General features: G+C 43.1%; 10 protein-coding genes. 6 read left to right on the forward strand and 4 right to left on the reverse strand.

Translation table 11 applies throughout. The features are described from left to right. The first annotated feature begins 1 nt into the window (after position 1). From RHS_RS16850 to RHS_RS16870, 5 genes are all read left to right on the forward strand, one after another. A complete protein-coding gene (locus RHS_RS16850; protein WP_395022730.1) occupies positions 2-1,240 on the forward strand; it encodes a DHHW family protein in 1,239 nt (412 codons plus the stop codon). 61 nt (positions 1,241-1,301) lie between these two features. Then, positions 1,302-2,270: a Gfo/Idh/MocA family protein gene (locus RHS_RS16855; RefSeq protein ID WP_027296572.1), complete on the forward strand. Its 969-nt coding sequence runs from the start codon at positions 1,302-1,304 to the stop codon at positions 2,268-2,270. 12 nt (positions 2,271-2,282) lie between these two features. Beyond that, positions 2,283-3,131 (forward strand): thymidylate synthase, encoded by an 849-nt coding sequence (gene thyA / locus RHS_RS16860; protein WP_027296573.1) that lies wholly within the window; start codon positions 2,283-2,285, stop codon positions 3,129-3,131. A 63-nt stretch (positions 3,132-3,194) separates the two neighbouring features. Continuing rightward, positions 3,195-3,689 (forward strand): dihydrofolate reductase, encoded by a 495-nt coding sequence (locus RHS_RS16865; protein WP_027296574.1) that lies wholly within the window; start codon positions 3,195-3,197, stop codon positions 3,687-3,689. A gap of 215 nt (positions 3,690-3,904) precedes the next feature. Continuing rightward, positions 3,905-4,984: a branched-chain amino acid aminotransferase gene (locus RHS_RS16870; RefSeq protein ID WP_027296575.1), complete on the forward strand. Its 1,080-nt coding sequence runs from the start codon at positions 3,905-3,907 to the stop codon at positions 4,982-4,984. Positions 4,985-5,092: 108 nt separating this feature from the next. Here the strand turns inward: RHS_RS16870 and RHS_RS16875 are convergent, their stop codons facing one another. Genes RHS_RS16875 through RHS_RS16890 form a run of 4 tightly spaced genes read right to left on the reverse strand, consistent with a single transcriptional unit; the run spans position 5,093 to position 7,658 of the window. After that, complete coding sequence (locus RHS_RS16875) at positions 5,093-5,734, reverse strand: ABC-2 transporter permease (RefSeq protein ID WP_047833834.1); 642 nt, start codon at positions 5,732-5,734, stop codon at positions 5,093-5,095. Between the two features lie 37 nt (positions 5,735-5,771). Next, positions 5,772-6,407: an ABC-2 transporter permease gene (locus RHS_RS16880; protein ID WP_047833835.1), complete on the reverse strand. Its 636-nt coding sequence runs from the start codon at positions 6,405-6,407 to the stop codon at positions 5,772-5,774. Next, positions 6,404-7,267: an ABC transporter ATP-binding protein gene (locus RHS_RS16885; protein WP_027296578.1), complete on the reverse strand. Its 864-nt coding sequence runs from the start codon at positions 7,265-7,267 to the stop codon at positions 6,404-6,406. The genes RHS_RS16880 and RHS_RS16885 overlap by 4 nt, the downstream gene beginning before the upstream one ends. 16 nt (positions 7,268-7,283) lie before the next feature. Beyond that, positions 7,284-7,658 carry a GntR family transcriptional regulator gene (locus RHS_RS16890; protein WP_027296579.1) on the reverse strand — a complete coding sequence of 125 codons (375 nt, stop codon included), beginning with the start codon at positions 7,656-7,658 and terminating at the stop codon, positions 7,284-7,286. Positions 7,659-7,952: 294 nt separating this feature from the next. On the opposite strand from RHS_RS16890, the gene RHS_RS31245 reads away from it, so the two are divergent. After that, complete coding sequence (locus RHS_RS31245; protein WP_395022740.1) at positions 7,953-13,742, forward strand: SGNH/GDSL hydrolase family protein; 5,790 nt, start codon at positions 7,953-7,955, stop codon at positions 13,740-13,742. Positions 13,743-13,745 lie beyond the last annotated feature (3 nt).

Here is a 13,745-nt window from a genome sequence, read left to right on the forward strand (position 1 = left end):
GTTGAAAGAAAATTATGATGTAGAAAGGAAGCCACGATGCGATTCTTTCAACCTGTTTTATTGCGGCAGTATTGCAGGTCTGCCTGCAATGGGTATAAATATGAGCAAAAAACAAAATTGGATAATCATTATATTATTCTTAATTCTAATATTCGGATTCACAATTGCGACACTTCTGAAGTCAGACACCGGATTTTCTGAAAAAGAGAACAGGGAACTGGCACAGAAGCCGGACATATCTCCGGAACGCATTTTTAATGGAAGCTATACAAAAGACTATGAAAAATATCTCACAGACCAGTTTGTGCTGCGGGATGCCTGGATTGGTTTAAAGACGCAGGTGGAACGCGGTACGTTTAAACAGGAAATCAATGATATTTATTTTGCAAAAGACGGGTATCTAATTGAAAAGCACACGGGAAGTTTCACTACGGATACTGCTCTCAGGAATATCCAGGCTTTAAAAGGATTTATGGAAACAGCAGAACAAAAATATGGTTCGGGTCATGTGAAAGCAATGATTGTACCTAATGCCGTGGATATCCTGAGAGAAAAGCTTCCGCCTTTTGCTAGTCCGGCAGAGGAAAAAGGGTATCTTAAAAAAGTAAAGGCGGCATTGCCCGGGGATACCTACTTTGACTGTGAAAGTGTATTAAGGGAACATAAGGACGAGGAAATCTATTACCGCACGGACCATCACTGGAAAACGCTGGCGGCATTTTACATGTATGAGGCATGGGCAAAGGAAATTGGGATTACGCCTCTGACTAAGGATGATTACCGTATCGAAACTCTTTCAAATGATTTTCTGGGTACCATAGAATCTAAGGTGAATTGCAGGGTACAGAGTGATTCCATAGAGGCATTTATACCGAAAAAAGAAGTTCCCTATGTGTTGAATTATAATCATTCCCAGGAAATACGCAGAGATCTGTATGACCGTTCCTTTCTGGAAAAAAAGGATAAGTATGCTGTATTCTTCGGGGGGAACCAGCCGGTTATTGAAGCCAATACGGAGTCGGGAAGCAGCAGGAAGCTGCTGGTGATTAAGGATTCATATGCACATTGTTTTGTACCGTTTGCTTTTCATGATTTTTCAGAGGTGGATATGATAGACCTGAGGTATTTTAATGAAAGCCTTAAGGACTATATGAATGCAAGAAATTACACGGATATCTTATTCTTATACAATGCTTCCGGATTTGCGGAAGATCCAAGTGTAATAAAATTAGGCAATTGACTCATTCCCGCGGGCAAGGAGCCTGACGGGACAAGAAAAATAAAAACAGGAGGTAATGACTATGAAAATGGGGATTTTAGGAGCAGGAAATATTGGTGGTGCCATGGCCAGAACAATAGCTGGGATGGACAAAGTAGAAGCTTACGCCGTGGGAGCAAGAGATTATGCGAGAGCAGAAGCATTTGCCGGACAGTATCATTTTACAAAAGCATTCGGGTCATATGAAGAAATGCTTTCGGATCCGGAGCTGGAACTGGTATATGTGGCAACACCGCATTCCCACCATTACGAACATGTAAAGCTCTGCCTGGAGCATGGAAAACATGTATTGTGTGAAAAAGCATTCACGGTAAATGCAAAACAGGCAGTGGAATTATGTGAGATGGCAAAGAGCAAAAATCTGCTTTTAACGGAGGCGATCTGGACACGTTATATGCCAATGCGCAAAACGCTGGATGAGGTCATTGAAAGTAAGGTAATCGGGGAAATAACATCACTTACGGCAAATCTGGGATATGTGGTAGGGCATCTGCCCAGAATGCAGGAGCCTGCACTTGCAGGAGGAGCGCTGTTGGATCTGGGTGTCTATCCGATTAATTTTGCTTCAATGGTATTTGGGGATAAAATCAAAGAAGTGTCCTCTACTGCAGTGTTAACAGAATCAAAAGTAGATGCGGTTAACAGTATTACACTGATCTATGAAGATGGAAAAATGGCCCAGCTTCACAGCAATATGATGGTTGCCACCGACAGACGGGGTATGATTTACGGTGATAAGGGGTATATTGAAGTACAGAATATTAATAACTGTGAGGGAATCCGCGTATTCGACACCAGTCACAAACTGATTGCTGAATACGAAACCCCAAAGCAGATTACCGGATACGAATATGAAGTGGAAGCATGTATGGATGCCATGGGGAAAGGTGAGCTGGAATGCCCGCAGATGCCGCATAAGGAAACCATACGTATTATGGAATTAATGGATAGCCTGCGTGCACAGTGGGGCGTGAAATATCCAAACGAATAAGGAGGTTAGAATATGAGTTACGCAGATAAAATTTTTATAGATATGTGTCAGGATATTATTGAGAACGGAGTCAGCACAGAAGGGGAAAAAGTCCGCCCTCACTGGGAGGATGGGACATCTGCATATACCATCAAAAGATTTGGCGTTGTGAACCGCTATGATCTGAGAAAGGAATTTCCGGCACTTACCCTGAGAAGAACTGGACTGAAAAGTGCATTTGATGAACTGCTTTGGATCTGGCAGAAAAAGTCCAATAATATTCAGAACCTGAACAGCCATATCTGGGATAGCTGGGCGGATGAAGATGGATCTATCGGGAAAGCTTACGGCTATCAGATGAGCGTTAAACACCAATACAGGGAAGGTATGATGGATCAGGTGGACCGTGTCATTTATGATCTGAAAAATAATCCCTACAGCCGCAGGATAATGACTAATATCTATGTACATGCAGACCTGCATGAGATGAACCTCTATCCTTGTGCTTACAGCATGACTTTTAATGTGACAAAAGAAAAAAATGAAGACAGGCTGACCCTGAATGCGATTTTAAACCAGCGCTCTCAGGATGTACTTGCTGCAAACAACTGGAATGTATGCCAGTATGCACTGCTGGTTCACATGCTGGCGCAGGTATGTGATATGAATGCAGGAGAGTTTGTCCACGTAATTGCAGATGCCCATATTTATGACAGGCATATTCCAATCATTAAAGAGCTGATACAGCGGGAAACTTTTGAAGCTCCGAAAGTATGGCTGAATCCGGACGTAAAGGATTTCTATGCATTTACGGTAGATGATCTTCATGTGGAAGACTATGTAACCGGACCGCAGATTAAGAATATTCCCATTGCAATTTAATTCTCAGTACAGCGGCACTCAGATAAAAGCGGGTGCTGCGGTACCGGGCACAGGAGGTTTAAAATGAATTTTATAGTAGCAGTAGATAAAAACTGGGGCATTGGAAATGAGAATAAGCTTTTGGTGAGCATTCCGGCGGATATGAAATTTTTCCGTGAAACGACTTCAGGAAAAGTAGTTGTTATGGGAAGAAAGACACTGGAGAGTTTTCCAAACGGTCTCCCGTTAAAAAACAGAACAAATATAGTACTAACCGGCAATAAGGATTATAAAGTTAAGGATGCAGTAATTGTACACAGTATGGAGGAACTTCAGGAAGAATTGAAAAAATACGACAGTGACGATATCTACGTCATCGGCGGAGACAGCATTTATCATCAGATGCTTCCTTACTGCAGTTTAGGCCATGTAACGAAGATTGACCATGAATATGTAGCAGATTCCCGTTTTCCGGATTTAGATAAAATGGAAGAGTGGGAGGTGACAGGTGAAAGTGAGGAACAGACATATTTTGACCTGGAGTACACCTTTATCAGGTATGAACGAAAGAAAAACTAAACAGATTCATTGAAATAATGTCACTTTCATAATTTCATGCATTAAATTAAGAAATTTCCGGCTTTGTCTTGACAATCTGTAAGAAAAGTAGAATAATGGGAAGAAAAAAGTTTGAAAGTTTCTTTCAAACTACTTATTAATGCAGTATCGCTGGAGGAACCTGTATACTGCAGGGGTAAAAATATGATAAAAGCTTTCAGGGAAGGATGAGAAAAATGTTAGATATCAAAATTGAAAAAACTATGAATCCGAAACCAATTCCAGGACCGGAAAATCCGTTGGTATTTGGTACCATTTTTACAGATCATATGTATGTAATGGAATATAGTACGGAAAAGGGATGGCATGATCCTGCGATTATGCCTTATCAGCCTATTACATTGGATCCATCCGCTATGGTATTTCATTATGGACAGGAGATGTTTGAGGGCTTAAAAGCTTATAAAACAGAAGATGGAAGAATCCTGTTATTCCGCCCGGACAAAAATGCAGAAAGAGCCGTTAACTCCAACAAAAGACTGATGATTCCGGAAATTCCGGTGGAGGACTTTATTAACGGTGTCAAAACACTTGTCGAAATAGACCAGGCGTGGATTCCTACAAAAGAAGGTACATCCCTTTATGTAAGGCCATTTGTAATCGCAACAGATCCTTTCCTGGGAGTACGTCCATCTAATACATACAAATTCATCATCATTTTATCACCGGTAGGTGCTTATTATCCGGAAGGACTGAATCCGGTTAAGATCTGGATTGAAGATGAGTATGTAAGAGCGGTTCGGGGCGGTATCGGTGAAGCCAAAGCAGGCGGCAATTACGTAGCTTCCATGGCGGCACAGGTAAAGGCACATGAAGAGGGATATTCCCAGGTACTCTGGCTGGATGGAGTTGAAAGAAAGTATATTGAAGAAGTGGGCGCAATGAATATCTTCTTTAAGATAAACGGAACGGTTGTGACACCGGTATTAAACGGCAGTATTCTTCCGGGTGTAACCAGAAATACCTGTATAGAACTGTGCAAAGAGTGGGGACTACCGGTTGAAGAAAGAAGAATTAGTGTGGATGAACTGGAAGAAGCAGCCAGGACAGGTGCATTGGAAGAAGTATGGGGAACCGGAACCGCAGCGGTTATTTCTCCGGTAGGTCATCTGCGTTATGTGAATGACGTATTCCAGATTGGAGATGGTGGAATTGGTGCGATCAGCCAGAGGCTGTATGATACCGTAACCGGAATCCAGTTAGGAAAAATAGAAGATACACATGGCTGGACAATGGAAGTTGGGAATGCCAGGTAAGTGTAAAAATTAATTTCAAAGTAGACATTACAATAATTAAGCGTACAGACAAAGGAGACAGCGGCTTCACTGCCGGGTTTCTGTGTCTGTACGCTTTTTGTGTTACCTTTATTCCAGTTCCCTGGAATTATAGATTTGGAGAGAAAAAAATATGGATATACCCATCGCGACTGATATCAATACAGTTACCAGAAGATATTTTGGAAAAACCGGCATAGCGGACAGTTTTTCCGGGTTGAAAGACTGGATCAGCCCGGCAATTTCCTTGGGAATCAGTGCGATGACGAGTATCATGCCGGTGAGAATAAACTTTGTCTTCGCATATCCAAACTTATATTGGACGGGAATGTAAATGGATAGTGGTACCAGTGCAATTGCCGTTACCAGAAAGCAATGAAACAAACTGACCGGTGCAGTTCCCGGAAGTATCAGGGCTATGGACTGGTACAGGATGATACAGCATATTAAAGGCAGCATCAGGAAAAGGTAACGGGCGATAACCAGATCACATCTCATATAGGGAGAGGAACACAAAAGGGACTCTGCCTTTTCAAATTTGAACTCTTTAAGGGAGAGATTCTGGCATACGAGCAGATAAACCATAATCACGATGTATAGCAATACCATCGTTTTGGGCAGGTCAGGAAACACAGTGTGGATGAGCACCTGGATAAGAGCAGCAATTGCCAGGCTCACAATAAAATATAATCGGATCATATAATAATCTTTTTTAATCAGGTGTAATATCATTTCAGGTCCTCCTTTTCCATATATCTCTTCATAGTTATCATAGTTCCCGGCGGGAGAAGATATGGGAAGAAATCACTATGGATACGGCATTGACTATGATAATGGCGGCTGCCATCAGGATATAGAGTACAGAATTTGGCGGCATTTTTGTGATTTGAATGTTGGACAGCAGATCGAGTTTTATGATAAAAGCAATTCCAAAAGGAATCACCATAATAAGCATTATGAATAGATATTGTACTTTCTCGAATCCTATCTTATACTCCAACGGCTCACAGATACCATAAAGGATGGATAAAATCAAAAAGGATGTCAATACCGACATGAAATGAATCTGCTTCATTTGCAGAATGGACATGATGGTGATATAAACAATACAGCAGTAAAAAAACATCATGTATAAAAATACATAGCGGGCAATTACCATAGCGGTTCTGCTGTAAGGAGAGGCACACAGCAGGGGAATCACTTTATATGCTTTATAGTCTGCCTGTGAAACAAAGCTGGTTGTGAGCATAGGAATGAAGATACTCAGCGTGATAAACAGGGGGACGCCTGCCAGTCCGGGTGTCCGTAATACCAGAAAGACTGAAAAAAAGATGGTAAAACCCATCATCAGCAGCAGATTGGTTTTAATAATTATACAATCCTTTTTTAGCAGATTCAGAATCATTTTGATTTTCCTCCTTTTATGCATCCCAGCATAATGTCCTCTATTCCCGGTTTTTCCACCAGAATATCCGGTATGCTCCGGCGTATTTCTGCTATTTGTTTTGTAATTCCGGTGAAACCAAAACGCGTTTCTTCCAAATTCAAAAACAGCTCTTTTACCGATGGAGACAGATGCGTGCCATCGCCTTTTACCAGTCGGTATTGCTCTAAAAGCATATCTTTCTCTTCTTCAAATAGAATGCGCCCCTCATCAATCAAAATCAGCATATCTGCGATCCGGTCCAGGTCGGAAGTGATATGGGTAGAAAAAAATACACTCTTTCCGCCTTCCTTCATAAAGTCTGTTAAAATATTCATAAACTGACTGCGGATCAGAGGGTCGAGTCCACTGGTTGGTTCATCCATGATCAGAAGCTCCGCTTCATGGGAAAGTGCCAGCGTAAGAGCAAACTTCATATGCATGCCTTTGGAAAGAGTCGCTATTTTCTGCTTCGGATTCAGGGAAAAACGGTCCATATAATCCCGGTATGTCTTTTCGTTCCACTTTGAGTAGGCGGGTGCCAGGATGCTTTTCATCTCTGACATGGTGAGATCTTCGTAGAAACATCCGCTGTCCAGGACTATGCCTAATCGGTTTTTGATTTCCCGGCTGTGTTCAGCCATATCAAGCCCAAATACCTTGATGTGTCCTGCATCTTTATTGGCAAGGCCTAAGATTGATCGGATGGTAGTTGTTTTGCCGGAGCCGTTGATCCCGATAAATCCTGTAATGCAGTCGCAGGGAAGTGTGAAAGTTACATCTTCTAATGCAAAGTTCTTATAATTCTTATTTAATCCGGTTACTTCTAATACATTTTCCATATATAAATCCTCCTGCTTACTCTTCGTCGTATAGGATATCCATCATATCCATCAGTTCCTGTTTGGAAATTTCCAGGGTTTTTGCCGACATGATCATATCCTGCATTTTCTGTTCTACCAGACGCCGCTTGGAGTCCCGCAGCAGTTCCAGATTACCGGCAGAGATAAATGTTCCGATCCCAACCTGGCTGGTAACAAAGCCTTCGGCTTCCAATTCATCGTAAACACGGCGTATGGTAAGGACGCTTACCTTTAAGTCGTTGGCAAAGCCCCGGATAGAGGGCAGGGCATCCCCCTCTTTTAATTCGCCTTTGAAAATGGCGTCTTTGATTTGTTCTTCGATTTGCTGGTACAGAGGTTTGTCTGTAGTGTTGGAGATTAATATTTTCATTTGGACTAATCACTTTCTGTATATAGTGTGTATGATTGTAATACACACTATATACTTATAACACGGTTTTGTCAAGAGGGTTTGCATGAGATTGCGTCATATTTTTATGCTGAAATGGCGGGTATCCTTTTGTATAAGCAAATGTGCTCACAGACAGAATCAAAATGGTTAAAAATGCAAAGAATCCAACAAAAGATAACCAGAAATAATATATAGAAAATGCTAAAATATTATAATAAATCAGCAACAAGATCTAAAAAAGAATCAAGTTGCACAAAAAGGAGGTAAAGAGAGATGAAAGAAAGTCGTAAAAAAAGGCGCCGGGTATCCTCGGCAGCAGCATTCTGTCTGGCTGCATCTATGGTGGTAACAAATATGCAGGCGGCAGTGGCTTTTGCAGCGGAAAATAGTGGTGGGACCGCTGCGGCAGAAGAACAATTGATTATGGAACAGACAGAAGTAAATCTTGAAAAAATACCGGAGACAGAGAAGGTCGGGGAACGTTCCGCGGTAGAAACGAATGAAGAAAAAGTAGAGTCAAAAGAGAAACTGAGTGAAATACCTGCATCCATACCGGAACCGGAACAGGAAACGCAAGGCATACGTACAGCGGAAGATGGGAATACCGGGACGTTTCTGTTTGGTACAAAGCCAGTCAATGGAGTAACCAGTAAAAATCTTTATTCGGAAGAGACTGGCTTTGGATTTTCAGACCTCACATATCCGGAAGAAGCGGCAGGCTGGCAGGGAAATGTGTATTATCCAAGAAATGCATCTATAACCACCGGGAGTGCTGCTTACGTTACAGATGAGCAATCGTATCTGCGGATTGCAAGCCAGGTGTGGACAGAGACGGAGAATACCGGATATGGTGTTTATACATATGAAAATACTTCTACATTGGATGTAAAACTGGAAGCTAAGGATTATGATGTTACGGTGGAACTGGTAAATCCTACGGATATGGATTATTCCGCCAGTCTGGAAGCTGAGGATATTACGAAAGCTTCGGATGTAGCAGTGCCGGCAGGCAGCAGAAAAACCGTAACATTTCATACCTGTCTCATTGATGGTGTGCTGAATCTGAAATTCTTAGCTGACAGCAAAGCCGTTTCTGCAGAAGAGGCAGCAGAGCAGGCTGTCTATGTGGAAAGTATGAAGATTGAGGCATCTGCAGAAAAAGCGGCAGGAGATAAGCCCACCATATTCCTGGCATCGGATTCTACGGTGCAGACTTATGAGGATTACTATGATCCACAGACAGGATGGGGAGAGGCACTGCACAATTTCTTCGGAAATTATATAGGCGAGGGTCCATGCGATGACTGTAATTACAGTCAGTCCAGAAGCTATGAAACAGATCAGGTGATCATAGAGAACAGGGCAATTGGTGGAAGGAGTTCCAGATCCTTTATTGAAGAAGGGAAGCTGGACGACCTTTTAGAGGATGTAAAGCCCGGAGATTATCTGCTGGTACAGTGGGGGCACAATGATGCAACATCCTCCAGACCAAACCGCTATGTATCTCCGGAGGATTTTGGTAAGTGGATTCAATATTATATTGATGGAGCCAGCCAAAGAGGAGCGTCTTGTATTCTGGTAACTCCGGCAGCAAGGTACAGTTACAATGCAGACGGTACTTTTAATGAAAATTTTAAAGCATATGGGGATGTCATGAGGAGCATTGCAGCACAGGAAAATATACCGTTAGCAGACTTAAGTGCAGCATCCATTGCGTTGTGTGAAAGCTTTGGCATTGAAGGGGCAAAATCTCTGTTCCTTTGGGTGGAACCGGGAGAATATACCGGCGCCTATGCAGGGGGAGCAACAGACAGTACCCATTTGCAGTATTATGGAGCTTATAAGTTCGCTCAGTGTGTAGCAAAAGAGATTTCAGAAATATCCCAGCCGGAAGACCCGACGATCAGCCGCCTGCAGTCTTTAATTAATCTGAAGGAGTCAGCCAGTGTTCCCCAGGCTGTTACGGGGTTAATGCCAATTACCATAGGGGCTTCCAGTGTGTCGATGCAATGGGATGCATCCCAGGGGGCTGAAATGTACTATATTTTCAGGGAGGAACTGACAGAGGGGGCAGCCGCGGATACGATTGACTTTACAAATGCGGAAAAGTATTCCGTTACTGCAGGCACCAGATATACGGATAATGGATGCGAGGGCGGCAGGAATTATGTATATGCCGTATGCGGTTATAATGATAAAGGTCTGGGTGAAATGTCGGAAAACTTGACGGTCACAACAAAATCCGCCCAGTATAAATATGATTTTAATTATAATAATTCACCTACCATGGAGGGATGGACCGGCGTAAACCAGAACCAGGGGTATACAAAAGAAGCGGGTTATGGATGGATTAAAGCACCCAATAATGGCCGTAACCGCGCAGGTAACGGAAATGCCGATTCTTCGGCTATGGCAGATGATTTCAATCTGGGAGAAGGAGAATTTGCCGTAGATCTTCCAAATGGTGATTATGAGATCAAAGTATATGCAGGCGATCTGCTTCCCGGAACTTCAACGATTAAGGCGTCTTATACGGCTGAGGGAAAAGCAGCGGGAGGTATTTCCACTAAACAGGCACTGGCGAGTATGGCAGCTTCTGTGCGTGTTATGGATGGGCAGCTCAACCTTACCGTAGGAGGATCAAATCCCTATATTAATGGGCTTGAAATTACCCCGGTTTTATTAGCGCCATCCGGTTTAAATTATTCTGAGATGAGCATTGAAGGAAATTCTGCTTCTTTTCTGATAGGTTTTACCGGAGTGGGAGAAGCTGCGGCGTACCGGATTTACCAGAAGGGACAGGCAGATGAAAAATTTACCATGGTGAAATCTTTTACGGCAGAGGAGTATCAGACGGATGAATTGTCCTGCCGGTCCATGAAGGCCTCGCTGGGAGAAACTTACCAGTACTATATTACTGCACTGGGAACGGATGGAACAGAATCAGCACCAAGCAATACCATTGAAATAGATATGCTGGATCCTGGGGTTAAAAAACCGGCACCTCCCGCAAATATAAAATGTGACAGTGCTAAAAATGGAGAGATAAAACTCTCCTGGGACAGTACGGATACCGCTTTTAAATATATGGTTTACCGTTCTGATAAGTCTGAGGATGAAAAAGGGTTTAAAGAGTTTATAAAAGTTGGAGAAACCCAGGTTCCCGGTTTTACAGATACGGGAGACGATTTGACCGCGAATATACCGTATTATTATAAAATAAAGGCAGTAAATGCCGGGGGAGCGGGGGAATTTTCAAAGGTCTGCAAGACAGAAGTGACGGGGGAATTAATTGCCTCGCCTGCGGAAACATTGACGGACCGAGGCGCAATTGCCATAAATCTGGCGGGAGCTGACGGAGGGGAAACCGTTGTAACTGCTTCTGATGCAGCAGGAAAGGAATATACCAGCGGTGTCTATTTAAGCTGGCGGTCATTTGAAAAAGACCCGAAAGGAACTACGTTTAATATTTACAGAAATGAAACGAAAATTGCAGAAAATCTCTCCGTTACCAATCTGGTGGATGAGGGAGGTACCGCTTCTGACATCTACCGGGTAGAAGGATCTTCCGATGAGGAGCTTGGATTAAAGGTATTGGACACTGCTGTGTGGCAGGATAAATATCTGGAATTAAAGCTTTACAGCCCGGCAGATCAGACAATGCCGGATGGAACTGCCTGTACTTATTCGGCAAATGATATGTCCGTAGGGGATCTGGACGGGGATGGACAGCTGGAATTAGTTGTAAAATGGTATCCTTCCAATGCCCAGGATAATTCTGCAAAAGGATATACGGGAACCACATTCCTGGATGGATATGATGTGAATTTTGCAACCGGGGAAGTGTCTCTGCTGTGGAGGATTGATATGGGTGTCAATATCCGTTCCGGTGCTCATTATACCCAGTTCCAGGTGTGGGATTTTGACGGGGATGGAAAAGCAGAGATTGCAGTTAAGACAGCAGATGGAACGACTTCTTATCAAAGCACAGACGGTACGGATGCCGGACTTGTGGAAAAGGCATATGTAGGTGCCTGCAATGCAGCGTCCCTTCCAACGGATCAAATAAGCAAGGCTCATGATTATCGGAACGGAACGGGATATATTCTGGAAGGACCTGAATATTTTACGATGTTTAACTGCGATGATGCATCTCTGATCGATACTGTTGACTATGAACCAGGCAGAGGAAATGTAAATGCCTGGGGGGACGGATATGGCAACCGTGTAGACCGGTTCCTGTCGGCAGTGGCATATTTAAATGGAACTACACCAAGTGCAGTGTTCTGTCGGGGTTATTATACGAGAACCTGTCTTACGGCATATAATCTGGCAGATACGGATGGCGACGGTGTTGGGGATAAAATCAAGACCTTTTGGAAGTTTGACACCAATGAAGCAGGAAGCCAGTATGAAGCTCAGGGAAATCATGGCTTAAGTGTGAATGATATCGATAACGACGGAAAAGATGAGATTATTTACGGTGCGCTGGTCATAGATCACAATGGAACCGTAAAGTATTCAACCGGACAGGGACATGGCGATGCCATGCATGTATCCGACTGGGTGAACTGGAATGAGGGGCTGGAAGTTATGGCGGTCCATGAACATGATGATGCTTCTTATCATGTAGAAATACATGATGCTGAGACCGGCAAAATCTTAATGGGATATCATGTTGGACGGGATACCGGAAGAGGTGTAGCTGCTGATATTGATCCAACCGCATCCGGGGCGGAATTCTGGTCTATTGCATCTCCCAATTCGTCAGCAGAGGAAGAGCCTTCCTGGGATTCCAGGGATGGTGGTGTATATTCCACAATGTCAACTTTGGAAAATTTAATTACACTGGCTGAGAAGTCTCCTGCATCCAATGCAAGCATTTTCTGGGATGGAGATCTGTTAAGCGAAATTCAGGACCACAGGTTTGACAGTGGTGCTTACAAACCGATTGCCGTAAACCTGACAAAATGGGACTACGAAAACAATCAGGAAGTTACGCTGTTTGATTCAACGCAAATTTTGTCAAACAACGGAACCAAAGGAAATACCGGTTTGACCGCGGATATCTTAGGCGACTGGAGGGAAGAAATAATTTCCCGCTGCAGCAGCGACCAGAACAGGATCCGCATCTATGCATCCACAATTCAAACAGATTATGTAGTCCCGTGCCTCCTGGAAAACAGGGCATACAGACAGGGGGTAGCATGGCAGAATGTGGCATACAACCAGCCGGCTAATTTAAGCTATCTCTTATCGGAAGGCCTGATCACAGCTCAGTTAACGGCACAGGAAGATAAGACAGCATCTGATTCCCTTACCTTTACCTTTACGCCTGCAAGTGATGGTGTCCGTGGACATGAAATTGCGGGTTATGAAATTTACAGATCAGAAGATGGCAAAACATATAAGCTGATCGACACTGTATCGGCAGACCGGAATCAGAAAGTTTATTCGTATACCGATAAAAATTTAGAAACGGATACAATGTATTTTTATAAGACAGCAGCAGTCGTGGATGGAAAAACCTCTTATATGTCAAAGCCGCTGGAAATGAAAACAAAAAGAAAAGCTGCTGAAGTGCTCTACCGGTTTGATTTTGGGATTTCAAATGACAAGGCAGCAGAAGGCTGGATTGGAATCACCGTAAATGGCAAAGGAGGCAGCAAGACCAATGATGAATTGGGGATTACTTATTCGAAAGAGAAAAAGTTTGGATTTGCTGATGGAGCAAATATAATTACAGGGCGCTCAGAAGACTATATCTGTGATCAGGGGGAAATTCCGGCAGATGTCTATCAGGATTTTGCATTGCCTGATGGGAATACTTTTTGTGTCGACGTGCCAAATGGAACCTATCAGGTAGATATTGTAGGAGGTTCAGCATATAAAAGTACGGTAAAAGGCGACCTGGAAGGGACTGTGGCAGTAAAGGTGGAAAATGGTGCAAACAGCTATACCGTTGGGACTTATGAAGTAGAAGTCACGGATGGACAGCTGAATTTAAACTGTGCTCCAAAATCAATATCAAGGTTGGATGCCATGATTATTACCAGGATATAGACT

Source organism: Robinsoniella sp. RHS (assembly GCF_001029355.1).
Classification (GTDB): domain Bacteria; phylum Bacillota; class Clostridia; order Lachnospirales; family Lachnospiraceae; genus Robinsoniella; species Robinsoniella peoriensis.